This is a genomic window from Myxococcus sp. AM009 (assembly GCF_013372605.1).
Lineage (GTDB): Bacteria > Myxococcota > Myxococcia > Myxococcales > Myxococcaceae > Myxococcus > Myxococcus vastator.
The window spans coordinates 40,897-66,103 of sequence record NZ_JABXEP010000005.1 but is presented as its reverse complement, the minus strand read 5'-3'; the positions used below and the strand labels follow the sequence as shown (position 1 = coordinate 66,103).

Below are 25,207 nucleotides of genomic sequence, written 5' to 3'. Positions count from 1 at the left end.
CCTGCTCGGCAGCTACAGCCGGTAGCCTGCTTCCTGCTCGAAGGGCAGCGTCACGTGGTAGCCGTAGCGTCCGCGTCGCACGAGCAACAGCACGCTACGTCCCCGTCGCGCGGTGAGCAGGGCCTCCCGGAAGGCGTCCTGCGTCGTCACGGGCTGGTTGTTCACTCGGAGGAGGATGTCCCCGGGCTCCAGCCCGATGTCCGCCGCCGCCGAGCCCTGACGCACGCTGGACACGGCCAGCCCGCCGCGAAGCTGCTTCACGCGGAGTCCCAGCCGCTCCCACGCCAGCCCCTCGACCATGCGAGCGGGGAACTCCACCGGCATCACCTGGACGGTGCGCAGGCCGCCTTCGCGGAAGAGCACCACCGGGAAGGCGGAGCGGGCGGGGTAGCCGCGCACGCGGGTGTCGAAGTCCTCGGCGTCCTGGATGCGCGAGCCGCCCAGCTCCGCCACCACGTCCCCTCGCTTCACGCCCGCCTCGGCGGCGGGGCTTCCGGCCTCTACCGCCGTCACCAGCGCGCCATAGGCCCGGTCCCACCCGAGCTGCCGGGCGACGCGGGGAGGCAGGTCCGCCGTATCGATGCCCACCCACGCCGGGCGCACCTTTCCGAAGCGGGTCAGCTCGTCGACGATGCGGCGCACCTTGTCGGCCGGAATCGCGAAGCCGATGCCCTGCGCGCCGCCGCCGAAGATGGCGGTGTTGATGCCGATGATCTCCCCGTCCACGTTGAGCAGCGGGCCGCCCGAGTTGCCCGGGTTGATGGCGGCGTCCGTCTGCACGAAGTCGTTGTAGACGCGGTTGTCGGCGCGGAAGGTGCGGCCCACTGCGGAGACGACGCCCGCGGTGACCGTCTTGCTGAGGCCGAACGGGCTGCCGATGGCGACCACCGTCTCGCCAATCATCAGGTCGGAGCTGGTGCCCAGCTTCGCGATGGGCAGGGCCTCCTTGGCGTTGACCTTGAGCACCGCCAGGTCGTTCGCCGCGTCGCTGCCGATGACCTCCGCGTCGAACGAGCGTCCATCCGCCAGGATGACGTGGATGGCGGAGGCGCCCCGGATGACGTGGTCATTGGTGACGATGATGCCGCTGGGGTCGATGATGGCGCCGCTGCCCAGGCCAGAGATTCTCTGGCGCTCCGGCTCCGTGCCCATGCCACCGAAGAACTCCTCCAGCGGGGAGCGGCGTCCGCGGAAGCGCGACTCCACCTCCTGCTCGGTGCCGATGTAGACGACCGCGGGGGAGACCTTTTGCACGACCTCGACGATGGCGTCACGCCGCCGCGCCAGGTCCGCGCTCGCCGTGTCCGAGGTCAACAGGGCCACCACCAGCAGGCTCCACCTCATGACTGCGTGCTTCATTCCAACCCTCCGTGCATCGCCGCAGTGTCTCACGCTTCATAAACCACGCCGGTCATCCTCGTCCTGGTCGCGGACGATGCGCCGGCGGGGTTGGAGGTCCTCAGTCAAGTCGTGGAGGGGCGCCTCGAGTCACGAGACGTCAGGCCTGCTGCGACTTCAGCATCCAGCCAATCATCTTGTACAGCAGGCGGGCGCCGACGTTGCCGTCCCACTCGCCGCCCTCGGGGTCGGGGGCCACCTCGGTGAGGTCGAAGCCCACGATGGTGCGCCCGGAGCGGACCACGCCGGCGATGAGGGCCACGGCCTCGGGGAAGGACAGGCCGCCCGGTACCGGGGTGCCCGTGTGGGGGCAGAGCACGGGGTCCAGCCCGTCGATGTCGAAGGACAGGTAGACCTGCTTCGGGAGCAGGGCGACCATCTCATCCACCTGCCGGTTCCAGGGCACGCCGTCGAAGCGCTTGTTCTGGAGCGCGGCGTCGAAGAAGCCGTGCACGCGGCCGTTGGAGTCCGCGATGTACTGGTGCTCCTCCGCGCTCATGTCGCGCAGGCCCACCTGCACCAGCGTCTTCACGCCGGGGATGCGCTCCGCGACGTTGTACATGATGGACGCGTGGGACCAGGTGAAGCCCTCGTAGGCCACGCGCAGGTCGGCGTGCGCGTCCAGGTGCAGCACGCCCAGGCCCGGGTACTTCTCCGCGTGCGCGCGGATGATGCCGTAGGAGATGGAGTGGTCACCGCCCACCGCGGCCACGCGCTTGCCTTGCTCCAACCAGTGCTTCGTGGTGCGGTAGACGTGCTCGTTCATCTGGTCGCAGAGGACATTCACGTCCTGCGCGGCCTGGAGCAGCGCGGCCTCGCCGGAGTGGATGCCACCGGCCTCGATGACGACCTGGGCGCGCTCCTTGGCTTGGGTGTTCCAGTCGCGCAGTTCCTGGGGTTCGGGGAGCATGGCGATGCCACGCTCATAGGGGCGGCCCGTCTCCACGTCGAAGAGGTCGACCTGTCGGCTGGCGTCCAGGACAGCGGCCGGCCCCTCGGACGTGCCGCCGCCGTAGCTGGTGGTGGCCTCGAAGGGGACGGGGATGAGGACGACGTGCGCCTCTTCCGGGGAGTGGGGGAGTCCGAACACGCCGGAGTCCGGCTGGGCGGCGGCGCTGGGGTCGAAGTGGGTAGCCATGGGCGGCGCAGGATAAGGGCCCGGTTCAGGGGCGCAATGGTCTGTTACTTCTCGATGCGTTCCTTGACGTCGAAACGCCCGGCCAGCACCTGATGTTTCTCAATCACCAGCCGGTCCGCCGTCAGCACGCCCCGGACGTCCAGGCTGTAGTCGTTGTAGTAGGCGTCCACGACCGAGGCCTTGAGGTTGCCTCCGATGATGACGGGGCCCTCGGTCTGGAAGGTGTCGCACTCGAAGTCGCCGCCCACGAAGAGCTGGCATCCCTGAACGTTGGACGCCTTGCCCTTCACCAGCAGACTCCCCGTCACCAGGAGCGACAGCACCTTCAGGGGGCCCTCCACCACCAGGTCACCGTGGTGGACGAAGGGGTTCCTGGACACCTTCTTGAGCGTCTTGCTCGCGGGGGCCCGCGTGGAGACGTGCTGGATGAGGTCGATGGTGGCGAAGACGAGCGGGGCGTTCGTGTTGCCGTGCTCCGCGATGCCCGCGTAGAGCTGGTCGATGGTGACCGAGTGCTCCTCGACGAAGACGCTCTCCATGAACGCGCGGAGCTGCTCCCACGTTCGAGGGCTGACCCCCGCGGGCGCATCCCCTGACAGGTAATGGGTGACGCGCTCCTCGGAGAGCTCCTTCGCCTTCTTGGGCGGGGGGCCTCGCTGGTCCTTCGACTTCTTCAGGTACTCCACGAGCAACGGGACCACGTTCTTGCTGTGCCGCGAGGCGCGTGCGGCGGAGAGCACGGACCTGCCACCCTCCGTCTTCAGGCGAGGGTCGATGCCCTGCTCGATGAAGAACCGCACGACGCGGTCGGCGCCGAACTCCGCGGCGCGGTGTATCGGGAACTCGTAGCCCGAACTCGCCCGGATGTCGGCGCCGTACTCCATGAGCACCTGGATGACGTCGACGTTGTTCTGGGGGACGGCGATCATCATCGGCGAGTGGCCATTGAGGGTCTTGAAGTCCAGGCTGACGCCGCTGGCGAGCAGCGCCCGGATTCGAGCCACCACCTCGGCGTTCTTGTGCTCCGCCTTGGCCAGGCTCTGCTGGTACTCGGCCTCTGGCTTTTCGACCCGGTGATAGGTCTGGATGTAGTGGAGGTCGTCAATCTGCCGGATGAGGTCTTCGAGCTCCCGCTGCTGCTCTGTCATCGAGTCCGTTCCTTCGGTTCGCGATGCGGCTCACGCCCACCGCACCACCAGCTTGCCCACCGAGTCATTGTCGGCCATGCGCTCCAGCGCCTGCCGGATGTCCGCGCGCGGCACCACCGCGTCGACCACGGGCCGCAGCGCCCCCGAGCGGAGCAGCGGCAACAGGTGCCGCTCCGCGCTCTGCGCCAGCGCCATCTTCTCTTCAAGTGCACGGCTGCGCAGCACGGTGCCGGTGACGCGCAGGCGCTTCGTCAACACCGTGCCCAGGTTCACTTCGGTGGCCGCGCCCGCCACCAGCCCCACCAGCATCAGCCGCCCCCGGGGCGCCAGGGCCTTCAGCGTCTCCGGCACGTAGTCGCCGCCCACCAGGTCCAGGCACAGGTCCGCGCCCCGGCCACCCGTCTCCTCGCGCACCGCGTCCGCGAAGCGCGGCGGCTTGCTGTCACACAGCACCGTGCGCGCCACGCCCCAGTCGGCCGCGCGGGCCAGCTTCGCCGCGTTGCGGCCCGTGCCCACCACGCGCGCGCCCATGGCCTGGCAGATGAGCGCCGCCGCCGAGCCCACGCCACTGGCCACCGCGTGGACGAGCACCGTCTCACCGGGCTTGAGCTCGCCCTGGAGCACCAGCGCGTCGAACGCGGTGAGGTACGCCTCCGGGATGGCCGCCGCGTCGGCGAAGTCCATGCCGTCGGGGATGGGCAGCGCCTCGCGCTCGTGCGTGACGAGCAGCTCCGACCACGCGCCCCCTCCCACCAGCCCCATGACGCGGTCGCCGGGCTGGAAGCGCCGTGCGCGCGGGCCCACGGCCACCACCTCGCCCGCGTACTCCAGGCCGGGAATGTCCGGCGCCACGTCCGGCGGGGCAGGGTAGTGACCACGAAGCTGCAGGAGGTCCGCCCGGTTGAGCGCGGAGGCCCGCACGCGGACCAGAATCTCCCCCGGGCCTGGGACGGGCTCGGGACGCTCTTCCTCGGCGAGGACCTCGGGGCCCCCGGGGCGGGTGATGCGAAGGACCTTCATGGTGGGCACGAAACATCCTGGCTCGCGAGAGCGTCAACGCTTATCTAGAACACCGTCCATCATGAGCACCCTGACGTGTCCCATCTGCCAGAAGCCCGTTCCCCCGCGCGGGGAGAACGCTGGTTTTCCCTTCTGCTCCAAGCGCTGCCGCGCCGTGGACCTCGGCCGGTGGCTGGGCGAGGAGTACCGCGTCCCCGACCGGCAGGCGGATGAGCAGGAGGACGAGCTGCCCGCCGACAGCCACCCGGAGCGCCAGCGCGGCGACGCATGAGCGGCTTCGTCGACCTGCACTGCCACCTGCTGCCCGGAGTGGATGACGGGGCACGCACGCTGGAAGACGCGCTGGAGATGGCGCGCGCGCTGGTCGACCTCGGCTTCTCCACCGCCGCACCCAGTCCGCATGCGCGCCCCGAATACGCCCCCGTGGAGGTGGTGGACGCGCGCCGCGCGGAGCTGGCGGAGGCCCTGGAGCGCGAGCGCATCCCCCTGACGTTGGGGCGCAACGCGGAGAACGTGCTCGACGACGCCTTCCTGCGCGGCCTCAACACGCCGCAGGCCCGCAAGCTGGGCCCGGGCCGCTACGTGCTCGTCGAGCTGCCCTACACCGCGCCCGTCCCCGCGCTGCCGGACATCCTCTTCCGCATCCGCACCAAGGGCGTGGTGCCGCTGCTGGCGCACCCCGAGCGCTGCCTGGAGTTCGAGCGGAAGGGCCGCGCCGCGGAGGCCGTGCGAGCTGGGGCGCTGTTGCAACTGGATGTCGGGGCGCTCATCGGCCGTTACGGCGGCGCGGCGAAGAAGCTGGCCCGCGCCTTCCTGGATGACGGGCTCTACGCGGTGGGCGCCACGGACCTGCACGGGCCGGTGGGGGCCCGGGACTGGGTGGGCCGCTCGCTGGCGGAGCTGCGGAGCAGGGCAGGGGACGCGGCCTTCGCCCGTCTCATGAGAGACAATCCCGCGACGCTGCTGGCCGGGGAGTCACTGGAGTCCGACCCGGACTGACGGTATACCCGGCCGCTGTGAAACGCGCCGTCAAACTCCTGGCCAGCCTCCTGGTCACCTTCCTCTTCATGTGGTGGGCCTTCCGGGACACGGACTGGGCCACGCAGCTGGCCAGCCTGAAGTCGGCCAACTACGCGTGGGTGGTGCCGTACTTCGGCTGCCTGTTGGCCATCCACGTCTTCCGCACCCTGCGCTGGGGCTGCCTCCTGTCGGGCCTGGAGCACGTCCCTTTCCGCAAGCTGAACGAGGCCTCCGGCATCGGCTTCATGATGCTGCTGGTGCTGCCCTTCCGCCTGGGCGAGTTCGCGCGGCCCTTCCTCATCGCGCAGCGCAGTGGCATCCGCCGCAGCGCGGCCATGACGTCCGTGGTGCTGGAGCGCATCGTGGACGGCCTCTTCGTGGCGGCGATGCTGCGCGCGCTGCTCTTCTTCGTCCCCACGGAGACGCCGGAGATTCGCTACGTCAAGCTGGGCTCGTGGCTGATGTTCGCGGTGTTCGGCGGCGGCCTGGCGTTCCTCCTCTTCGGCCTCTGGCAGCAGCAGCGCACGGTGAACTTCGTGCGCGCCACGGTGGGCCGGGTGGCGCCGCAGGTGGCGGACAAGGTGGCGGACATCGTCGACACCTTCGTGGGCGCCATGCGGCAGCTGCCGAAGGGGCGACAGGTCGCGCTCTTCTTCCTCTACACGGCGCTGTACTGGGGTGTGAATGGCGCGGGCATGTCCATGCTGGCCAACGCCTTTGACTGCTCGGGCGCGGCGCCCGGCACCGTCTGCGAGCCCATGGGCCTGACGCTCTTCCAGGCCTACGTCGTGCTGGGCGTGCTGGTGGTGGGGCTGATGATTCCCGCGGCGCCGGGGATGATGGGCACCTTCCAGGCGGCGACGAAGGTGGGCCTGAGCCTCTTCCTTCCGGCCGCCGCGGTGAACGCCAGCGGGCTGGCCTACGCCAACGTCATGTGGCTGTGCCAGACGGTGCAGCAGGTGGGCCTGGGCCTCATCTTGCTGTCCATGGGCCACCTGTCGTTCAAGGACATCGCCGGCAAGCTGGACGACAAGGAAGGCGAGGCGGCGGCACCCTCCGCCTGACGCCGGGGCCCCAGGTGTCGAATGCGGCTCCCTACGGGGTGGGCGACGCCGCCTGCTCCGGCTCGGCGGGAGCGGCGTCCGTGTTCGCGGGGGCGGTGTCGCCGCTCTTGCCCGTCACCACGCCCTTCACCTTCTCCATGGCGGCCTTCGGGTCGATGTTGCCCTTGAAGTTGCCGAACGGAGTGTCGATGACCTGCTCCCGCTTCTCCGAGGAGGCGTGGCCTTCTGGCGCGCAGAGGGCCTTCGCGCTGTCGCGCACGGAGACGACGGGGGTGTTGATGGTGGTGGAGTCCTCGGTCGTGGCCTTGGCGACGAGCTTGTCTTCGCGCATCAGCACGCAGCGGTCATCGCCGTAGTACCAGGCGGTGGAGCTGTCCGGGAACTCCTGCGCGCGCGTGGGCCCTGAGCCCATGGCGTCGACGACCTGCTGGGACGACATGCCCGGGTAGAGCTTGTCGAAGCCGGAGGTGGCACAGCCGGCGGCGGCGAGCGCGAGCGCGGCGCTGAGAATCGGGAGACGCATGGGGTGTGGGCTCCTTCCGAAATGGAAGCGCGGAGCCTACCCCGGGGTCACGCCCGGCCTCCAGGTGGGGGCCGGACGGAGGCCGCCCTCATGACTGGCCTTCCTCCTTGGGCGTGCCACGGCCGTACTTGCCGAGCAGGTCCTCCACGGCCTCGCGCAGGTACTCGCTCTGGTGGATGCGGGTCCGCCGCGCCAGCTCGCGCAGCTTCTGGACCTGCTCCTCGGGGACCAGGACGTGGGTGGAGACGATGTCGGCGTCCGGGCCTCGGGCGTCGACAGACACTTCCGTGGCCGCCGGGGACGACGGCGCCTCGGGGCTCAGGGGACTGGCGCTTCCATCCTGCATCGGACTTCCTCCGGGCGTGGCTGCTACAGGCCGCTACCTGCCTGTCCGAGGCATTAGGCGGGCGGACAGGCACGCCGTCAAAAAATGCGCCGGAAGCCAGGCGGCCGAGCCGCGCCGCACGTCGCGTTGACAGGGCCCTGGGGGCGCTGCTACTTCGCCCCTTGCCTTAGGGGAGTAGTTCACGCCAGCGCCGCTGGCGGCGGGAAGCTCGACACACTGGCTGGAAACAGCCCGGGCCCCCACCTCGTGATGTTCGCGAGACGAACGAGACCTTCGGACAGGGATTGTCGTTTCTTCCTGGCCGAGGTCCGTCGTGCGCGCGTGCTGCCCTGGCGTCTCCCACGAGCCTGAACCCCGGCCCCGTCTTTGCGAGGGAGTCTCATGCTGGAAGCGCTCGTGGGTTCATTCGTGTTGGTGGCCGCCAGTGAGATGGGGGACAAGACGCAGCTGCTCGCGTTCTCCCTGGCCACGCGGTTTCGCAAGCCGTGGCATGTGCTGGCGGGCATCTTCGTCGCCACCGTCGCCAATCACGCGCTGGCGTCCAGCGTGGGCAGCTGGGTGTCCGCGCACGTGCCGGCGAAGTGGATGGCGTTGCTCCTGGCGGTGCTCTTCATTGGCTTTGGCCTGTGGACGCTCAAGCCGGACACGCTGGATGAAGATGGAGGCAAGCCGCCGCGCTTCGGGGCCTTCCTCACCACGGTGGTGCTCTTCTTCCTCGCGGAGATGGGGGACAAGACGCAGCTGGCCACCATGGCCGTGGCCGCGCGCTACCAGGCGCCGCTGACGGTGACGCTGGGCACCACGGCCGGGATGATGCTGTCGGACGGCCTGGCCGTGTTCCTGGGGGACCGGCTCGCCGGACGGGTGCAGATGAGCTGGGTGCGCTGGGCCGCCGCCAGCCTCTTCTTCGTCTTCGGTGCCCTGTCGCTGTGGACGGCGCTCCGGATGTGACGGAGAAGTGTATTGCGCTTCAAGTCAGGAAAAGCTCCCATGCGCGAGGTCTGGGATGACCCGGACCTTTCTTCAGGAGCTGGAATGCGTTCCCCCCTTCGTTTTTCCGCGATGATTCTGATGAGCGCCCTCCTGGGCGCGGGTTGCGACGGTGCCCAGCCGCAGGACCCGATGGCCGCCACCGAGGTGGTCCCCGAGACGGCGGAGGTGAAGCAGGGCGCCGTGGGCGACGTGCTGCTGCGCTGTGACGAGTTCCAGGGCGGCACGCACCTGGAGGTCGTCCAGACGGCGACGGGCTTCGAGGCCGCGTACGTCTCCGAGGAGTACGACCCCTGGGATTGCCGGTGCACGTACACGAAGCGCCAGATTCTGGGGCAGTACAGCCAGTGCCGTAAGTCCACGGTGGACCCGCGCATCATGAACTGCTTCCGCATCGAGCCGAACGGCACGACGGGCAAGGTGGTGCTGTCGACCACGCGCGTGCAGAAGACGCAGATGGTCATCGGCAGCAGCCAGACGGTGAACTACAGCGAGCTGAGCGTCGCGGCCATCAACCAGGACCCCGGCCAGACGCCGCGCCGCGACTACGTCTTCCCGCTGAACGACTGCCAGTAGGCCGTCCCTGGGCCGGGGCGGCGTCTGGCCCCGGCCCTTTTTCGTAGCGGGCGGCGATGATTCCGGGGGCGGTGGGGCGTCTGACTCGCAGGAACCCATTCCCTGGAGGTCATCGTGGCATCGCAATCATCCCCGCAGGACCCGGCACCGCGCGGTCCCCATGTCGTCGTGAGTCTGCCGACGCGGGACCTGGCGCGGGCCTTTCGCTTCTACCGAGAGGGCCTCGGCCTCCGCCTCGTCGTCGAGACGGCGGACGGGGCGATGCCCGAGCCCGTCCACTTCACGCTCAACGCGGGCGTCAGCCTGATGCTCATCCCCACCGGTGGGTTCGGCTGGGTGGCGGGGAGCAACAAGGTCGCGGAGCAGGGCGTTTCGGAGTGCATCTTGAGCCTGTCCCTGGAGACGGAGGCCCAGGTGGACGCGCTCATCGCCAGGGCGCGGGAGGCCGGGGCCGAGGTTGCCTCCGCGCCGGGCCAGAAGCCCTGGGGCTACTCGGGGACGTTCAAGGACCCCGACGGCCACGTCTGGATGCTGCAGAAGGCGGGCTGAAAAGAAAAACCCCGGTGTCACCGTGAAGGTGACGCCGGGGTAGTGGCCAGGGTCAGACTTGAACTGACTACCTGCGGATTATGAGACCGCCGCTCTAACCAGGTGAGCTACCTGGCCGTAAGTAGGCTGCAACCTACGGCTTTTACTGCGGAACTTCTACTGCCTTCCTACCTGCTCGCCCGGTGTCCGTGCAACAGCTTTGGCAACGGGGCGGGGCACTTCGCGCTTCGGGGCGGCTCTATACCACATGGCGGGCGGAGGGCAACGGGAACGAAGCGGTGGGGAAGGGACGGTGTGCAAGGGGGACGGCTGACGAGGTCCGACGTCGGTCCTGTGGTGGGGGGCGTGAGGAGCCTATGCCGCAGCATGAAGCGCCTTTCCCTCACGCTCTGATGCAGTGTCAGCCTTCTCTGGAATTAAGTGAATTCGCCCCTCGGGCTGGGGGGCGATGACGCGGAGAGGGACATGACGCTGCGCTGGGGAGCGGTGGTGCTGCTGATGCTGGTGGGCACAGGTTGCGGCGCCTCCTCGCGGGTGGTGCGCCTGGACACCGGCGAGGGTCGGCCCAGCATCTACACGCCACGGGCGGACGCTGAGCCCGTCGAGTTGGACGAGGACGAGTTCGCGGAGGCAGTGCAGGAGATGGCTCGCACCGCGCCGCCGTCTCCTCGGCCAAGGGAGGCGGCGTTGAGGCTCCTCGGCCTGGACGTGCCTCGCGCGTACTCCCCGGTGCGAGGGCGGCTGGGACTGGTCTCCGTCGAAGAGCCGCGACGGGGCCGTCTTCTTGTGACGGAGGAGCCGAACGCAGAAACGGAGTTGGCGAACGCCTACGGACGCTGGTGCCAGCGCCTGAAGGAACCACGGGACTGCCTGCATCTGCTGGACGAGGACGTCATCCTGGACGAGGAGGGCAAGCGCATCCTGGCCTTCCGGCTGGCCCTGGATTCGGCCTGGGACGAAACGGCCGAGGCGCTGGGGGAGCTGACGGACAAGGAGTCGATGGTGACGATGCTCGCGACAACGGGAGCCATCTACTTCGGATTATGGCTGGTGCCCGAGCCGCTGCTTTCGAAGGGCATCGCCGCGACGCTGACGGTGGCGCTCATCGCCTACCTGGGGTGGGACACGGTGTGGAGCCTTGTCCAGGGCTGGAGGGTGCTGGCGAAGGAGGTGGAGGCGGCGACCACCTTCGATGAGCTTCAGGGCGCGGGAGAGAAGTACGGGACGGTGATGGGGCAGAACGCGGCGCGGGCGTTCGTCATGCTCGCGATGGCGGCGCTGGGCGGCACGGCGCAGACGTTGTCGGCGCGGGTGCCCACGCTCCCCGGCTCCGCGCAAGCCTCGCTGGTGGGCGCTGGGCAGGGCGGCTTCCGGCTGGCGGCGGCGGGACAGGTCACCTCGGTGGCGGTGGCACCGGGAGGCGTCATCACCATCGGACTGGAGCCGGAGGCTGTCGCGGAGACGGCACGAGGCACGCGCGCCGTGGCGTCCGAGCCGGTGGCGACCGCTACCCACGAGCACCACATCGCGACGAACAAGTGGTGGGACTCCACCAACAGTGGTGGCCCGTGGTCACCCATTTTCCAGAAGCTCTTCGACCGTGCGGGCATGTCACTCGATGACGCTGCCAACAAAGTCCGCGTGCGGGGCCACAAGGGGCCTCACCCCGTGGAGTACCATCTAGAGGTCTTCCGCCGACTGCAGTTTGCAACGAGGCGCTGCAGGAGCATCCATCAGTGTCGTGAAAGTTTGACGGCGGAACTGAGGGATTTGGCTGTGCAGGTCTCCAAGCCGGGTACCGAACTCAACAAGCTGGTGACGCGGGCTAAGTGAGGCGAGGAAGAACTCATGGCGAAGCGATTTTTTGACCTGGCTGATGACATGGAACTCCAGGGGCGCTGGCTGCTGGGAGACCCCACGAGCTTACAGGGGCAGGAGGTGGACGACCCGTGGCAGTTCACGGATGGCTGCCCTGTCCAGGTTGAAGCGCCACTCAAGATCCCCATCAACCATCCCGGGCGTCCCCTGGATTTTTCCCTCGCGGGCGTGGGTGTCACCCCTATTGTTCACAAGGGGGTGGCGCATATCTTCGCGGAGCTGGCGCCAGACGACGTGCAGCTCTTTCCCGTCGATGTTGCCGGACAGGCCGAGCCGTACTTCATCCTCGTCGCGACCCGGCTCATCCGGTGCATCGACGACAACGCCTCAACGGAGGTTCGGTACTGGCAGCCGGAGGATGGGCGCCCGGAGAAGGTCGGGGAATACCGCGGTGTGTCTGGCATGCGCATCGACCCGGCGAAGGTGGGCGGCGCCAAGGTGTTCCGGACCTGGGGGTGGAGCATCGCGCTCATCGTGTCCGAGGACATCAAGGAGGCACTGGAACGCGCGGGCGTCACGGGCTGCTATTTCAAGGAGGTCACCGGCCCGAGCGCCATCAGTCAGGAGGAGCGCGAACGGAACCGGAAGCTCCTGGCGCTTCGGGATGAAACGGACGCGGCCCGCGAGCCCTTCTGGCGCACTCTGGGGAAGCTGGACGAGGAGGTCATCATCCCCATCGTCGCCGGTGGCGGCTGGCCCGCCCGGCGCCAGGTCTGGCGTGTCATCCACCGCCCCGAGGGGCGGACTCTTTTGGTGACAGACGGGCTATCGGACTTCTTCGTGGACCAGGTGGCGCCGTCCGTGGGCTTCGGCTTGGAGCTGGCCCTGGAGACGAACGAGCCTCTCGGCAATGTCGAGAAGAGCTGGCCGCTGCTGCTCCTGGAGCGGGTGGGGGACGAGGTGGCGGAACACGAAAGCGTGCGCGAGAAGGTGAAGGCGGGCTTCCTCTCCATGGAGGTCTCCGGCCAGGGCATGCCCGAGCCGCTGCTGACAAAGGAGGGCAGGGTGGGGGTGTTGCTGGGCATGGCGTCGAGCACGCTGCCATGCCGCTTCTCCATGCCGGCCGGAGAGGTGCGACTGGTCACAGTCAAAGTGCTGATGCCCGTGGAGTTGGCGTACCTGCTGGAGAACGGGAAGCACGGTCGTGACGAGCTGCTGCGGCGCTTCGTCGAGGAAGGTCAGGAGCACCTGTCTCGCGCCTGGCGCCAGCCCGTTGTGTGACAACTTCCCGTGCTCAGCAGGCAGGTCGCGGAGCTCGGGCAGGACGACCTCGCGCTTTCCCGCCGCCTCGTGCGCACCGCGATGCCCCGCACCGATGTCTTTCTGACGGCTGGGTAGCGTCCGCCTGGGAATGAGTTGTCACCACGCCCTGGGCACCGGATTCTGCCCGTTCCGCGCGGAGGCCCTTTCCATGTCCGGGCAGTTGGATGTCTGGCCGCTCACAGTCGCGGCGCTCCTGTCGCTGTCATCCCCGGCGCGAGCAGCCCCACCGGGAGCGACGGGAGCGGCCCGGGACGTACCGGAATCCACCACCCGCCCTGGCAAGGGAGCCGCGCCCGACGGCCCACCGGAGGAGGTGTATCGCCCCACCACGTCGGGTCCCTTCGTCGCCTACACCGCGCCCATCACCGCGCCGGGGCGGATGACGGCCCAGCCCCTGTTGAGCCTCGAGTCCATCCGAGGGGAGTTCGACGAGCGCGGGCGCTATCAATCCTTGGAGCGGGATGAGTCACAGCACAGGGCGGCCCTGCAGCTCTTCCTGGAATATGGGCTGTCCACCCGGTTCGCCGTCGGGGCGGAGCTGGAGTGGCGGCACCAGCGGCGCCGCGAAGACTCACAGCGGGCGGCGTCCTCCGGTCTCTCGGATACCCAGCTCTTCGCGCGCGCGGTGCTGCTCAAGGAAACCGTGGGGGGGCTCCCCGAGCTGACGCTGCTGGGCCTGGTGAAGCTCCCCACCGGGCGGGCCGTGAGCGCGGACGCGGCGTTGCTGGACACCGATGTCCGCGGAACGGGCAGCACCGACCTGATGTTGGGCGTCGACCTGACCCGGGGCGTCCGTCCCGTCCTCCTCCACCTGCAGGTGACCTGGTCCCATCCGCTCCCAACCCAGGTGGGTGGCGTCTCCATCGCCGCGGGTGACTCCGTGGCGTGGAGCCTCGCTGGCGAGTGGCCCCTGCTGCGAGGCGCGCTCGTCCTGATGCTGGAGGTGAGCGGCCTCCACCAGGGGCCACCTCGCCTGGACGGCCTGGAGATACGGGATGTCTCCACGACCGAAGTCACGCTCGGTGCTGGCGTGGAGTTCATCGCCAGCGAGGACGTGCAGCTCCTCGTGGGCTATCAGCGCCTGCAATGGGGCCGCGACGCCAGCGCCCAGGATGCCTGGGTGGTGTCGCTGGTTCCGGTGCTCTTCTGAGGGGAAGGATGCCCCCGGCTTGTAGCGGACCCCGTGAAAGGTATGTGATGGCCGCGTGAGCCTTCCCGCCGATCAGCGCTCTTCGGACATGCCAGCCCCGATGGGCCCTTCGCCCGTCATGCCGGTCGCCAGGCCGCCAGCGCGGGATGCGCGCTATGACTGGGCCGCGGAGCGCACGCTGCTGGCCTGGGTGCGCACGGGCCTGGCGATGATGGGCTTCGGCTTCGTGGTGGCGCGGTTCGGCGCCTTCCTCCGGGGCCCCGCCGCGCTCGCCATCGTCGCCGCGCTCCTGGGGGCCGTCCTGGTGCTCCTGCTGGGCGGCGGACTGCTACCCTTCCGCTTTGACGGAGGCCGGTGATGTCCGTGGCCGTCTTGTGGGAGCGCCTCCTCGCGACACGGGCACCCGCCGCCACGCTGCTCATCCGGTTGATGGTGGGCGGCGTCTTCGTGTCCGAGGGCCTCCAGAAGTTCCTCGTCCCCGCCGAGGTGGGGGCCGGCAGGTTCGCGCGAATCGGCCTTCCGGCGCCGGAGGTGCTGGGCCCGTTCGTGGGCGCCGTGGAGCTGCTCTGCGGTGCCCTGGTGCTCCTGGGGCTGGTGACGCGGCTGGCTGCCGTGCCGCTCATCATCACCATGCTGGTGGCCATGGCCACCACCAAGGTGCCCATCCTCCTGGCGAGTGGCTTCTGGAAGATGGCGCATGCGTCCCGCACGGACTTCTCGATGCTGCTCGGCGCGCTCTTCCTCCTCTGGGTGGGCGCCGGCCCCTGGTCGGTGGACACCTGGCTGAGGCGGCGGCGCGGAGCCGCGCATGTCTGACGAGGCGCGCGAGCAGCCGCGTCACGGCGCGCACGGCCTGGTGGAGGTGGCGCTGCTCTTCCTGCGGCTCGGCTTCACGGGGTTTGGGGGGCCGGCGGCCCACATCGCGATGATGGAGGATGAGGTGGTGCGGCGCCGCCGCTGGCTGACGCGCGAGGAGTTCCTCGACCTGCTCGGGGCGACCAACCTCATTCCGGGGCCGAACTCGACGGAGCTGGCCATCCACCTGGGGCACCGGCGGGGCGGCTGGCCGGGCCTGCTGGTGGCCGGGGTCTGCTTCATCCTCCCCGCGATGCTCATCACGCTGGCCGCGGCCTGGGCGTATGCGCGCTTCGGGAGCCTGCCCTCGGCGGAGGGCGTGCTGTACGGCGTGAAGCCCGTCATCATCGCCGTGGTGCTCCAGGCGCTCTGGGGGCTGGGCCGGGTCGCGGTGAAGACGCGCGCGCTCGCCGCTGTCGGCGTGGCCGCCGTCATCGCGAGCGCGCTGGGGGTGAACGAGCTGCTCGTCCTGTTCTGTGCCGGGGTCCTCATGGCGCTCTGGCGTGGCGGGACTCGGGTGGCGGGCGCTGGCCAGAAACAGCAGGGACCTGGACAGATGATGCTGGGGCTGCCCCTGGCCCTCCAGGGGCTGGCGGCGGGTGCCGCGGGCGTCGTGCCCTTCAGTCTGGGCGGGCTGTTCCTCTTCTTCGTGAAGGTGGGCGCGGTGCTCTTCGGGAGCGGCTACGTGCTGCTGGCCTTCCTGCGCGCGGACCTGGTGGAGCGGTTGGGTTGGCTGACTCAGGCGCAGCTGCTCGACGCCGTGGCCGTGGGGCAGGTGACCCCTGGTCCCGTCTTCACGACGGCGACCTTCATCGGCTACCTCCTGGGAGGCAGCGTGGGGGCGGTGGTGGCCACCGTGGGCATCTTCCTGCCGGCCTTCTTCTTCGTCGCGGTGAGTGGGCCGCTGGTGCCGCGCCTGCGCCGCTCCTGGGTGGCGGGGGCGGTGCTGGACGGCGTCAACGTGGCCTCGCTCGCGCTGATGGCGGTGGTGACGTGGCAACTGGGCCGCTCGGCGCTGGTGGACGCCTGGACGGTGGGCCTGGCGCTCCTGAGCGCTGCGCTGCTGCTGCGCTTCCGGCTCAACTCCGCGTGGCTGGTCCTGGGCGGCGCGCTCACCGGGCTGCTGCTCTGGACAGCGGGCGCTTGACGCCTTGAACACCGGGGGCCGTCACACAACCGTCACGGGACTCGGCCTTGCGGAATCATGATATTTCAATATTGTGATTTCGTAATGCCAGCCGCCATCAAGTCCCTGGATGTCCGTTCCGCCTCCCGCCTCTTCAAGGCGCTGGGAGACGAGACGCGCCTGCGCATCGTCGCGCTCCTCAGTCACGGGGAGCTGTGTGTCTGCCACTTCGAGTCCGCGCTCGCGCTGACGCAGTCGAATACCTCCCGCCAGCTCGCGGTGCTGAAGAACGCCGGCATCGTCGAGGCGCGCCGCGACGCGAGCTGGGTCTACTACCGGCTGGCCCCGCAGTTGGACGAGGTGTGCAAGGCGCAGCTCAAGGCCCTGGTGGCCGCCTTCTCCAAGCGCGACGTGCTCCGCGAGGACGTGGAGCGCCTCCTCCAGACCCGCGGCCCCAACGCCTGCAAGTAACCCAAGAGCCTGTCCATGAACGCCGCCGCTCCTTCCTCCAGCCTCGTCAAGAAGCTCTCGGTCATCGACCGGTTCCTGCCGGTGTGGATCTTCGCCGCCATGGGCCTGGGCATTGGCGTGGGCCGGGCCTTCCCGGACCTGGGCGCCCGGCTGGACACAGTGAAGCTGGACACCGTGTCGCTGCCCATCGCCCTGGGCCTGCTGTGGATGATGTACCCGGTGCTGGCGAAGGTGCGCTACGGCGAGCTGGGCCGGCTGCGCACGCGCGGCAAGCTCTTCACCACCTCGCTGGTGCTCAACTGGGTGGTGGGGCCGGTGCTGATGTTCGCGCTGGCGTGGCTCTTCCTGCCGGACCTGCCGGAGTACCGCAACGGCCTGGTGCTCATCGGGCTGGCCCGCTGCATCGCCATGGTGCTCATCTGGAACATGCTCGCGTGCGGCAGCAACGAGGTCGCCGCCGTGCTGGTGGCCCTCAACTCCGTGTTCCAGATTCTCTTCTACTCGGTGCTGGGCTGGCTCTTCCTCACCGTCATCCCGGGCTGGCTCGGCGCGGAGGTGACCGCGTTCGACGTGTCCATGTGGAGCATCGCCAAGAGCGTGCTCATCTTCCTGGGCGTGCCCCTGGTGGCTGGCGCGCTGACGCGCATCGGCCTGACGCGGCTGAAGGGGGAGGCCTGGTACGAGCAGCGCTTCCTGCCGCGCCTGGGGCCCACCGCGCTCGTCGGCCTGCTCTACACCATCGTCCTCATGTTCGCGATGCAGGGGGAGAAGATCACGCGCCTGCCGCTGGACGTGGTGCGCATCTCCCTCCCGCTGATCGTCTACTTCGCCATCATGTTCACCAGCGCCTTCTTCCTCTCGCGCAAGCTGGGCTTCAACTACGAGGAGACGGCGTCGCTGTCCTTCACGGCGGCGGGGAACAACTTCGAGCTGGCCATCGCGGTGGCGGTGGGCGTCTTCGGCATGGCCTCCGGCGAGGCGCTGGCGGGCGTGGTGGGGCCGCTCATCGAGGTGCCCGCGCTCATCGCGCTCGTCTACCTGTCGCTCTGGCTCAAGCGCCGGCTCTTCCCCGCAGCCGACGCCACCGTGCTGCCCCGCCGCTTCGAGGGCGAGGCGCGCTCGTAGGCCCCGTCCGCCGTTCGTCCCACCCACGCTCGTTCGAGAGGGCCCGAGACTCCGTCGGCTGGGGAAGCGAGGACCCGGCGGCGGTCGAAGGCAGCGAGCTCGTGAAGGAGGCCGCCTTCATGAGGGTGGCCATGGAGATCTCCCGCAGGTTGGGGCTGCTCCTCGCCCTGCCCATCGAAAAGCTGGACCTGCTGCGCCTGACGGCGCTCACCCGCGGCATCGGTGAGCAGCAGCCGGTCTCTCACCCCTCACTTCAGGAGTCGTCACGATGAACACGGTCATCTTCGCCTGCGTGCACAACGCCGGTCGCTCGCAGATGGCGGCGGCCTTCTTCAACGCGCTGGCGGACCCGGCCCACGCGCGCGCCGTGTCCGCCGGGACGCAGCCCGGGGAGCGCGTCCACCCCGAGGTCCAGGCCGCCATGGCCGAGGTGGACATCGACCTGACCGGAGCCAGGCCTCAGCGCCTCACGGACGAGCTGGCCCAGGGCGCTCAGTGGCTCATCACCATGGGGTGCGGCGACGCGTGCCCCTACGTGCCGGGGCTGAAGCGCGGCGACTGGCCGCTGGAGGACCCCAAGGGCAAGCCGGTGGAGCGCGTGCGTGAGATTCGCGATGACGTGCGGAGCCGTGTCCTGGCGCTGCTGGCGCAAGAAGGCTGGGCCCGGTAGGGCGCCCTCCAGCGGACGGGGCATGTTCGTCCGTCCAGACGCGGCGCACGAACGCGCGCTTCAATCCGAGGCTGGCGGACAACACACCGGCGCCAGCGCTCGCAGACGGGACAGGAGTCCCTCGAACGACGCGAGGAACGCCTGTCCGTCCACTTCATAGATGCGATGGCGCCCTTCACTGCGCGCGCGGACGACGCCGACCTGGCTCAGCGCCTTGAGGTGGCGTGAGATGACGGAGCGGTCCTGCGGAAGGTGCGCGGCGATGGCCCCCACATCGGCGGGGCCCTGGCGAAGCAACACCTTCAGGAGCTCCAGCCGCGCCGGCTCCGTGAGCACCCGCAGGAACGGAGAGTCCAGGAGCGCGATTAGCTCGTCCACGCTGCGCGCCCGCGCATTCGCTTCACGTCTTGCCGTCATCACCCCATTCTTGCCCACGCCCGGGTCCAACGGCACGCTGGCTGCGCGGAAGCCTTGCACCCCAGCCACAGGTGAACCACGGCGGCGACGATGGCCCCCGGGAGGAGGAACTCCACCGCGGCACGGACGAAGGCCGGGTGCGCCTGACCGGGCACGCTGGGAGCCCACGGGCTCCAGGCCTCCGGTGGCACGGCGGCGAGCGCCAAGGCCAGCGCTCCCACCCGGAGCGTCGTGAGCACCACATGGAGCGAATACTCGAAGGAGCTCAGTCCTCCGAGCGCGGCCCTGCTGTCACGCTCGGAGAAGGTGTCGAACAGCTCGACGACCTGGTCCAGGGCGACCAGCGCCAGGCCGAACCACAGCACGACGCCGCGCGGCGGCGCGAGGAACAGCGTCGCCAGGATGGGCGGGAAGAGCACGGCGCGGGCCGTGTGCAGCCAGTGCTCGTGTCGTGACTCCTCGCGGGCATGGAGGCGGTAGCGCCAGAGGTGGAGATACACGCCGTCCACCACGGAGAGATGGACGAAGGCGAGCAGCAGAACGGTCGACGCGAGGACGAGGTTGGGGCTCATGGCGCTCCCTGGGATGTGTGCATCTAGATGCATGTATGCATCTAGATGCACACGAAAGCAAGGGCGCCTTGGAGTGAACGGAGGCCAACACCTGGGTTCCTTGGGCGACATCGACGGAGAGCTCCGCGAGGCCCGGTGCCAGGCGCAAATCCTTTGATGCCCATATTCAAGCTTGACGAAGAAGCAGGGCACGCAGGCGAGCAGTCGAGACGGTGCGGAGGCTCAGCGCGCGACGAGGGCGTCTCACGTCGGCCCGAGCCACCACTACAGCTTCAGGCGCTCCTGGGCGTATTGCTCGAACGAGCGCGCCGCGTGGCCAGTCAGCACCTGGACGCTGTCCGTGGTGGCCGCGGTCCACTGTTCACGCACAGCGGCGCAGAGCGCGGCGAGCATCTCCGCATACGGGACGTCGAAGCCGGCGTCGCACATGCGCTGGATGAAGGCGCCCTCCGAAATCGCGACGTATTCGAGCGGCCGGCCCGTCACGCGTGCCACGACGGCCGCGGCCTCGCTGAAGCTGAGCGCCCTGGGGCCCGTGAGCGTGAAGGCCCGCCCGTCGAACCGGTTCGTCGTGAGCGCCACGGCGGCGGCGTCCGCGATGTCACGCGCGTCGATGAAGCTCGTCTCGCCGACGCCTGCCGGGAGCATCAGGCGTCCAGCGCGGACGTCATGGCTCCACATGAGGTGGAAGTTGTCGGAGAACCAGTTGGGCCGGAGGATGACGTAGGGGAGGCCTGAGCGCTCCAGCTGGAGCTCGACCTGTCGGTAGGGGTCCGCCTCGTTCGCCTCCACGCCCATGACGGACTGGAACACCACCTTCACGCCCCGCTCGGCCGCCGCGCGGATGACGGGCGTGAGGTATTCGATGACGCTCAGGTTGTCCGCGGGCATGAGGACATGGGCCGCGTCCATTCCCTCCAGCACGGCGCCGAGCTGGCCAGGCTGGGCGAAGTCGAAGCGCACGGCCTCTGCGCCGGGAGGGGCGGCGGCCCTGCGGGACAGCGCGCGGACGTGGTGCCCCTGCTTCATGAGGACATCCACCAGGAGCGAACCCACGGTACCGGTTGCTCCGAAGACGGCGATTCGTTGAGGTGTCATGGCCGCCAAGGTACGGGGGTGCGCCGCACGCCGGCAGTGACTGCCTCCCTGAATCAACTTTAAGCTGTGCTTCAACATGGACGACCTGAAGCGCATGGCGCTCTTCGCTGAGATTGCCCGCGCGGGCTCGCTGAGCGCGGCGGCCCGGCACCTCCGCATCAGCACCTCCGCGGTGAGCCAGCAGCTGCGCATCCTGGAGGAGTCCTTCGGGGTCATCCTGGTGCGGCGCTCAAACCGCAAGCTGTCGCTCACGGACGCCGGCGCGCGGTTCGCGGCCCACTGCCGTGAAATGGTGGAGGTGGCGGAGCGGGCCCGTGAGCAGCTCTCGCTCGCGAGGGACACCCCCGCGGGGGAGCTGCGCATCTCCCTGCCGCTCGGCCTGGCTCGCTATGTGGCGCCCTCGCTGGAGCCGCTGCTCGCCAGACACGCGTCCTTGAAGCTTCGCCTCGAAGCGGATGATGGCCTGGTCGACCTCATTGATGAACGCATCGACCTGGCGCTCCGTGCGGGCCAGATGAAGGACTCCTCCTGGGTAGCGCAGCCGCTCTGCCACCTTCACCTGGGGCTGTGTGCCGCCCCGGGCTATCTGAAGAAGGCGGGGCGGCCACGCACGCTCGAGGACCTGCCTGGACACGAGTGGCTCGCGGTCGTGGCGGACGGCCGAACCCTGGCCTTCGACCTCCAGGGCCCCTCCGGGACGAGCCGTTGTGTCCAGGTGACGCCGCGGGTCTCCAGCAACAACCAGCTCACCCTCCACCAGATGTGCGCGGCGGGGCTGGGCATCACGCGCTGCATCCTGGCCGACGTGGCAGACGACCTGAGACTGGGACGCCTCGAAGTGCTCTTGCCCGAATGGCGCCTCTCCCCCATGCAGCTCTGGGCCGTCACGCCGCGTCGCTCGGGACAGCCGGCGAAGGTGCGCCACGCCGTTGACGCCATCCGCACCTACCTGCGGCAGCAGCCCGGCATCTCCGCCTGATTCGTGGCGCGAAGGCGGCGCCTACCGGAGCGGCGGCTCGGGCTGCTTCGCGAACCACTGCTTCGCGTTCAGCAGGTGCAGCTCCTGGCCACCCGGCTTGAACTCGATTCCGCCGGTGAGGGCGCCCAGGGTCGCCAGGAGCGCGCCCCGCAGCGCTCCGCCCGCGAGGTCCAGGTGGCCTCGCAGGGAGAAGCCCTCACCGTCCGCCTTCAGCTCGCGCAGCTGGAGCCCGCCCTCGTCAATCTGCACCCGGCCCGTCACCGTGACGTCCCGGATGTTGAGCAGGGACGTCAGGAAGCGCGGCAGGTTCTTGGCGGACGTGAGCAGCGCGGCGACGGGCTGCGTGTCCGTGAGCTTGCTGGCGAAGCGCGCCGACAGCACCGTCGGGGACAGGGCCAGCCGGGCTTGGGGCAGGGTGAAGACGCCGCTCCAGGCGCGGATGGGCACGGGGCCGTTCGTGGACACGTTCGTCAGCCGGAGCGTCGTCCCCGTCAGGGACAGTGACTTCGAATCCCATGACAGGTTCCGCGCGTCCACGTCCGCCTCGGCGCGCAGCAGGACCTTGACGTTCCCCATGCGTCCGGAGACCAGGTCGGAGTCCATGCTCAGCCGCAGCGAGTCCCGCCCCTTCGCTCGCTCCCGGCTCTGCACCGTCATGGAGCCGGAGTCGATTTCAATCGTCCGTGCCAGCCAGGGGTTGAGCATCCTCAAGTCCAACGGCCGGCTCCGGGCCACGCGGAGGTTTGGCTCCAGCTCCCAGTCCGGTTGCCCCGCGCCGCGCCGCGCGAGCACGGTAAGGGTGATTTCAGGGACCTCTGCGCCCGTGCCTTCGGGGCCGGACACCCGCACGGGCGCGAAGGTGAGCGTGGCCGTCCCTCTCCGCGTGTCCGGGCGCTCCGATGTCAGAGATGCCTTGAGCGCCCAGGGCGCCCGCGCCCGGAGCGGGCCTGCCCGCACGCTCAACGTCTGGCCCTGGACGTCAACCCGGCTGTCCCCGGCCAGCGCGCCGTCCTTGAGGTGGAGGTCCAGGTCCACCTGGCCCGCGCCCCCTTTCAGGGAGACGGCGTTGTCCGAACCCAGGTGCTCGTTCAGCCAGTCCAGCGGGAGCAGCTCCAGTTGGCTCGTCACCCGCGCGCTCAGCGCCCGCGAGAGGTCCCAGCCCTTCTCGTCCGTGAAGGGCACCTCGAGCGCTGCCTTCGCCTCCAGCCGCTCGAACCGGGTCACGGGCCTCCGGTCGACCTCCATGGCACCGGAGACGACGCGAATCGATGGCGTCTCGACGTGGATGCGCTCCCGGCCCTTGATGTCCAGCGAGCCCTGCACGTCCAGGTCCCCGACGAAGCGGACCCGGCCGAAGTCCAGCTCGCGAACCTCGTGGACTGTCACAGCTCCCAACTGGATGACCCACGGGCGGTAGTCCGGGCCCGGTGGGGGCTCCTCCTCGATGCCGAACGACGGTTCAATCCGGAAGCGCGCGCCATGTCCGTCGATGCGCCGCACGTCCACGCGCTTGCGCAGCAGGGCGGTCAGCGACACGCTGGCTTCCAACGTGTCCAGGTTCACCTGCCACCACTGGTGCTGATTCTGCTGGGTCAGCGTGAAGTCGCGGAGGTGGAGCTGGCCGAAGGGCCAGAGCCACCAGGCGCGCTTCCAGGCGAGCTCGGTCCGGCTCGTGGACCGGCGCATGATGGCCTGGACGGCGCCCAGGTTGAGCGCCGCGTTGATGGAGCCCTCCAACATGAGGAGTGCGCCCAGCGCCCAGGCCGCGGCGCGCGGCCACCGTCTCCTGCGGGGGGCGGTGTCCTGGACCTCTGGCGGCGGGAGGAGCGTCATGTCGCGGGTACCCGGTGGGATGTCCAGGGGGAGCGGCGCGGGCTGCTCCCGGAGGGCGCGGGTGCTGTCTCCCGCCTCCCTCCGGATGCCTCAGCCGCGGCGCGCACACAAGGCACCAGCAGTCCCGCGCGTCTGATTCGCTCCCGGAGTGTCCGCGGGTGAGCCGATGCCAGAGGCCCCGGTTCTGGCCTGGGAGGGGCGCGGGGACGGACTACGCCTCCCAGCGCTGGAGGCTGCCCTCCACGTACTTCGCCCGGCAGGCGCGCCGCTGGACCTTGCCGCTGGACGTCTTGAGGACCTCACCCTGTTGGAGCAGGACGACTTCATGCACGTCCACGGAGTGCGCGGCGGCCACGGCCTGCCGGATGCGCTTCTGGAGCGCGCTCGCGTCCAGGGCCTGTTCGCCATTGCCCTGTTCGGACGGCGCGAAGCGGGCGCTGACCTCCACCAGCACCACCAGCCGCTCGCCCTCCGGATGGTCCACGGAGAACGCCACCGAGCAGCCAGGACGGAGCGCCGGGTGCTGGCCCTCCGCCGTCAGCTCGAGGTCCTGCGGGTAGTGGTTCCGTCCATCGACGATGATGAGGTCCTTGATGCGGCCGGTGACGTACAGCTCGCCGTCAATCATGAAGCCCAGGTCGCCGGTGCGCAGGAAGGGCCCCTCCTCGCTGCCCTGGATGCGCGCCTGGAAGGTCTCCGCGTTCGTCTCCTCGCGCCCCCAGTAGCCGTGGGTGACGTGGGGGCCCGCCGTCCAGATTTCGCCCACCTCACTTGGAGCGCACGCCACCAGCGTCTCCGGGTTCACGATGCGGATGAGGCTGTCACCCCAGCTCCGCCCGGAGCTGACGAGCGTCCGCGCGGACGGGCCCGGCTGCGTCAGCACGGCGCGGTGCTGCTCGAGCGCCTCCGACTCCACGGTGAGGTGACGTGGCAGCTCGGCGCTGATGCCTCCCGACACGAAGAGCGTCGCCTCCGCGAGCCCATAGCAGGGATAGAGGGCCTCCCGGCGGAAGCCCGCGGGCGCGAAGGTGTCCGCGAAGTGCGCCAGCGTGTCGGCGCGCACGGGCTCCGCGCCATTGAAGGCGACGCGCCACGAGCTCAGGTCCAGCGAGGCGAGCTGCTCCGGCTTCACCTTCCGCGTGCAGAGCGCATAGCCGAAGTTGGGACCGCCGCTCGTCGTCGCGCGGTACTTCGTGATGGCGGACAGCCAGCGGATGGGGCGCTGCAGGAAGGACCAGGGCGACATCACGACGGAGTGTGTGCCCAGGTACATCGGCTGGAGCACGATGCCGATGAGCCCCATGTCGTGGTACAGCGGCAGCCAGCCGCACGTGGTGTTCTGCTCGTCGTGGCTGAAGCCCTGGCGAATCATCTCCTCGTTCGACAGCAGGTTCCGGTGCAGCACCATCACGCCCTTGGGCGTCGACGTGGAGCCTGACGTGTACTGGAGGAAGGCCAGCGAGTCGCCGGTGATGGCGGGGCGCTTCCAGCCATCCTCCAGCCCTTCCTCCAGCGCGTCCGTGGCAATCCAGCGGATCTCCTTCAGGACGGGGTAGGAATCGGCCAGCGCGTTCACGCTCTCCAGGATTTCGCGCGTGGTGAGCGCGAAGCGCGGCTTCGCATCCTGGAGGATGGAGAGGATGCGATTGACGGCCTGGAGCTGCACGGGCGGATAGGCGGGTACCGCGGCGACGCCCGCGTACAGGCTGCCAAAGAACGCCGCGATGTAGTCCAGCCCGGGGGGATACAGCAGCAGCGCGCGCTCTCCGGCGCCCTTGTGCTCCTGTAGCGCCGCGGCGATGGCGCGGGCCTGACGGTCCAGCTCGCCATAGGTCCAGGTGGTCTCCTGGCCTTCGACGTCCTGGAGATAGGTGTAGGCGCGGGCCTCGTTCTGATTCGAGGCGCGCCAGCGCAGCAGGTCGGTCAGGGTCTGCACGGAACGGCTGGGACTCGGCACGGCGGGGCTCCTTGGGAAAGTCGTGGGAAGTGTGGGGAGGC

Annotated in this window: 28 protein-coding genes and 1 tRNA gene; 17 read left to right on the top strand and 12 right to left on the bottom strand. The window is 69.4% G+C overall.

The window, feature by feature from the left end:
• Nucleotides 1–12: 12 nt before the first annotated feature.
• From HV824_RS02575 to HV824_RS02560, 4 genes are all read right to left on the bottom strand, one after another.
• Nucleotides 13–1,359, bottom strand: coding sequence for a trypsin-like peptidase domain-containing protein (locus HV824_RS02575; RefSeq protein WP_176422582.1), 1,347 nt, complete (start codon nucleotides 1,357–1,359; stop codon nucleotides 13–15).
• 139 nt (nucleotides 1,360–1,498) lie between these two features.
• The gene (locus tag HV824_RS02570; RefSeq protein WP_176415204.1) at nucleotides 1,499–2,536 is read right to left on the bottom strand and encodes an agmatinase family protein; all 1,038 of its coding nucleotides are present in this window, start codon (nucleotides 2,534–2,536) and stop codon (nucleotides 1,499–1,501) included.
• Between the two features lie 44 nt (nucleotides 2,537–2,580).
• Nucleotides 2,581–3,684: an ankyrin repeat domain-containing protein gene (locus tag HV824_RS02565; protein WP_176422581.1), complete on the bottom strand. Its 1,104-nt coding sequence runs from the start codon at nucleotides 3,682–3,684 to the stop codon at nucleotides 2,581–2,583.
• 30 nt (nucleotides 3,685–3,714) lie between these two features.
• Nucleotides 3,715–4,704 (bottom strand): NAD(P)H-quinone oxidoreductase, encoded by a 990-nt coding sequence (locus HV824_RS02560; RefSeq protein WP_176415202.1) that lies wholly within the window; start codon nucleotides 4,702–4,704, stop codon nucleotides 3,715–3,717.
• A 61-nt stretch (nucleotides 4,705–4,765) separates the two neighbouring features.
• Between HV824_RS02560 and HV824_RS02555 the strand changes: the two genes are divergently transcribed.
• From HV824_RS02555 to HV824_RS02545, 3 genes are read left to right on the top strand one after another with little or no spacing between them, the layout of a single operon-like run.
• The gene (locus tag HV824_RS02555; RefSeq protein ID WP_163780809.1) at nucleotides 4,766–4,975 is read left to right on the top strand and encodes a DNA gyrase inhibitor YacG; all 210 of its coding nucleotides are present in this window, start codon (nucleotides 4,766–4,768) and stop codon (nucleotides 4,973–4,975) included.
• Nucleotides 4,972–5,703: a tyrosine-protein phosphatase gene (locus HV824_RS02550; protein WP_176422580.1), complete on the top strand. Its 732-nt coding sequence runs from the start codon at nucleotides 4,972–4,974 to the stop codon at nucleotides 5,701–5,703. Before HV824_RS02555 ends, HV824_RS02550 begins: the two co-directional genes overlap by 4 nt.
• A gap of 17 nt (nucleotides 5,704–5,720) precedes the next feature.
• Entirely contained in the window at nucleotides 5,721–6,788 is a 1,068-nt protein-coding gene (locus HV824_RS02545) for a lysylphosphatidylglycerol synthase transmembrane domain-containing protein (protein WP_176422579.1), read from the top strand.
• 31 nt (nucleotides 6,789–6,819) lie between these two features.
• Here HV824_RS02545 and HV824_RS02540 read toward each other — a convergent pair whose 3' ends face one another.
• A complete protein-coding gene (locus tag HV824_RS02540) occupies nucleotides 6,820–7,311 on the bottom strand; it encodes a hypothetical protein (RefSeq protein ID WP_176415199.1) in 492 nt (163 codons plus the stop codon).
• Between the two features lie 88 nt (nucleotides 7,312–7,399).
• Nucleotides 7,400–7,657: a ribbon-helix-helix domain-containing protein gene (locus HV824_RS02535; RefSeq protein WP_176415198.1), complete on the bottom strand. Its 258-nt coding sequence runs from the start codon at nucleotides 7,655–7,657 to the stop codon at nucleotides 7,400–7,402.
• A 381-nt stretch (nucleotides 7,658–8,038) separates the two neighbouring features.
• Between HV824_RS02535 and HV824_RS02530 the strand changes: the two genes are divergently transcribed.
• The 3 genes from HV824_RS02530 to HV824_RS02520 all read left to right on the top strand — a co-directional run bounded on the left by HV824_RS02530 (nucleotide 8,039) and on the right by HV824_RS02520 (nucleotide 9,772).
• The gene (locus HV824_RS02530; protein WP_176415197.1) at nucleotides 8,039–8,608 is read left to right on the top strand and encodes a TMEM165/GDT1 family protein; all 570 of its coding nucleotides are present in this window, start codon (nucleotides 8,039–8,041) and stop codon (nucleotides 8,606–8,608) included.
• An 84-nt stretch (nucleotides 8,609–8,692) separates the two neighbouring features.
• The gene (locus HV824_RS02525; protein ID WP_176415196.1) at nucleotides 8,693–9,223 is read left to right on the top strand and encodes a hypothetical protein; all 531 of its coding nucleotides are present in this window, start codon (nucleotides 8,693–8,695) and stop codon (nucleotides 9,221–9,223) included.
• A 114-nt stretch (nucleotides 9,224–9,337) separates the two neighbouring features.
• Nucleotides 9,338–9,772 (top strand): VOC family protein, encoded by a 435-nt coding sequence (locus HV824_RS02520; protein WP_368670816.1) that lies wholly within the window; start codon nucleotides 9,338–9,340, stop codon nucleotides 9,770–9,772.
• 43 nt (nucleotides 9,773–9,815) lie between these two features.
• On the opposite strand, the gene HV824_RS02515 is transcribed toward HV824_RS02520, so the two are convergent.
• Nucleotides 9,816–9,889: transfer RNA gene (locus tag HV824_RS02515), tRNA-Ile, on the bottom strand.
• Nucleotides 9,890–10,192: 303 nt separating this feature from the next.
• On the opposite strand from HV824_RS02515, the gene HV824_RS02510 reads away from it, so the two are divergent.
• The 10 genes from HV824_RS02510 to HV824_RS02465 all read left to right on the top strand — a co-directional run bounded on the left by HV824_RS02510 (nucleotide 10,193) and on the right by HV824_RS02465 (nucleotide 18,310).
• On the top strand, nucleotides 10,193–11,605 hold the full coding sequence (locus tag HV824_RS02510; RefSeq protein WP_368738009.1) for an AHH domain-containing protein: 1,413 nt from the start codon (nucleotides 10,193–10,195) through the stop codon (nucleotides 11,603–11,605).
• A gap of 15 nt (nucleotides 11,606–11,620) precedes the next feature.
• A complete protein-coding gene (locus HV824_RS02505; protein ID WP_176415195.1) occupies nucleotides 11,621–12,871 on the top strand; it encodes a DUF1629 domain-containing protein in 1,251 nt (416 codons plus the stop codon).
• 190 nt (nucleotides 12,872–13,061) lie between these two features.
• Nucleotides 13,062–14,063: a hypothetical protein gene (locus HV824_RS02500; RefSeq protein WP_176422578.1), complete on the top strand. Its 1,002-nt coding sequence runs from the start codon at nucleotides 13,062–13,064 to the stop codon at nucleotides 14,061–14,063.
• 118 nt (nucleotides 14,064–14,181) lie between these two features.
• Nucleotides 14,182–14,421 (top strand): YidH family protein, encoded by a 240-nt coding sequence (locus HV824_RS02495; RefSeq protein ID WP_176422577.1) that lies wholly within the window; start codon nucleotides 14,182–14,184, stop codon nucleotides 14,419–14,421.
• The gene (locus HV824_RS02490; RefSeq protein ID WP_176422576.1) at nucleotides 14,421–14,879 is read left to right on the top strand and encodes a DoxX family protein; all 459 of its coding nucleotides are present in this window, start codon (nucleotides 14,421–14,423) and stop codon (nucleotides 14,877–14,879) included. The genes HV824_RS02495 and HV824_RS02490 overlap by 1 nt, the downstream gene beginning before the upstream one ends.
• Nucleotides 14,872–16,065, top strand: a complete 1,194-nt coding sequence (gene chrA / locus HV824_RS02485; RefSeq protein WP_176422575.1) for a chromate efflux transporter — start codon at nucleotides 14,872–14,874, stop codon at nucleotides 16,063–16,065. Before HV824_RS02490 ends, chrA begins: the two co-directional genes overlap by 8 nt.
• Before the next feature lie 84 nt (nucleotides 16,066–16,149).
• Nucleotides 16,150–16,515 carry a metalloregulator ArsR/SmtB family transcription factor gene (locus tag HV824_RS02480; RefSeq protein WP_176415191.1) on the top strand — a complete coding sequence of 122 codons (366 nt, stop codon included), beginning with the start codon at nucleotides 16,150–16,152 and terminating at the stop codon, nucleotides 16,513–16,515.
• A 15-nt stretch (nucleotides 16,516–16,530) separates the two neighbouring features.
• Nucleotides 16,531–17,640 carry an ACR3 family arsenite efflux transporter gene (arsB, locus tag HV824_RS02475; protein WP_176415190.1) on the top strand — a complete coding sequence of 370 codons (1,110 nt, stop codon included), beginning with the start codon at nucleotides 16,531–16,533 and terminating at the stop codon, nucleotides 17,638–17,640.
• 119 nt (nucleotides 17,641–17,759) lie between these two features.
• Nucleotides 17,760–17,912, top strand: coding sequence for a hypothetical protein (locus HV824_RS02470; RefSeq protein ID WP_176415189.1), 153 nt, complete (start codon nucleotides 17,760–17,762; stop codon nucleotides 17,910–17,912).
• Nucleotides 17,909–18,310, top strand: a complete 402-nt coding sequence (locus HV824_RS02465; protein WP_176415188.1) for a low molecular weight phosphatase family protein — start codon at nucleotides 17,909–17,911, stop codon at nucleotides 18,308–18,310. Before HV824_RS02470 ends, HV824_RS02465 begins: the two co-directional genes overlap by 4 nt.
• Nucleotides 18,311–18,370: 60 nt before the next feature.
• Here HV824_RS02465 and HV824_RS02460 read toward each other — a convergent pair whose 3' ends face one another.
• From HV824_RS02460 to HV824_RS02450, 3 genes are all read right to left on the bottom strand, one after another.
• Complete coding sequence (locus HV824_RS02460) at nucleotides 18,371–18,727, bottom strand: helix-turn-helix transcriptional regulator (RefSeq protein WP_176422574.1); 357 nt, start codon at nucleotides 18,725–18,727, stop codon at nucleotides 18,371–18,373.
• Nucleotides 18,727–19,299, bottom strand: coding sequence for a hypothetical protein (locus HV824_RS02455; RefSeq protein ID WP_176415186.1), 573 nt, complete (start codon nucleotides 19,297–19,299; stop codon nucleotides 18,727–18,729). Before HV824_RS02455 ends, HV824_RS02460 begins: the two co-directional genes overlap by 1 nt.
• Nucleotides 19,300–19,563: 264 nt before the next feature.
• A complete protein-coding gene (locus HV824_RS02450; protein WP_176415185.1) occupies nucleotides 19,564–20,397 on the bottom strand; it encodes an NmrA family NAD(P)-binding protein in 834 nt (277 codons plus the stop codon).
• Nucleotides 20,398–20,473: 76 nt separating this feature from the next.
• Between HV824_RS02450 and HV824_RS02445 the strand changes: the two genes are divergently transcribed.
• Nucleotides 20,474–21,376 (top strand): LysR family transcriptional regulator, encoded by a 903-nt coding sequence (locus tag HV824_RS02445; RefSeq protein WP_176415184.1) that lies wholly within the window; start codon nucleotides 20,474–20,476, stop codon nucleotides 21,374–21,376.
• A gap of 21 nt (nucleotides 21,377–21,397) precedes the next feature.
• On the opposite strand, the gene HV824_RS02440 is transcribed toward HV824_RS02445, so the two are convergent.
• Nucleotides 21,398–23,209, bottom strand: a complete 1,812-nt coding sequence (locus tag HV824_RS02440; RefSeq protein ID WP_176415183.1) for a hypothetical protein — start codon at nucleotides 23,207–23,209, stop codon at nucleotides 21,398–21,400.
• Nucleotides 23,210–23,420: 211 nt separating this feature from the next.
• Entirely contained in the window at nucleotides 23,421–25,145 is a 1,725-nt protein-coding gene (locus HV824_RS02435) for a fatty acyl-AMP ligase (RefSeq protein WP_368670814.1), read from the bottom strand.
• Between the last annotated feature and the right edge of the window lie 62 nt (nucleotides 25,146–25,207).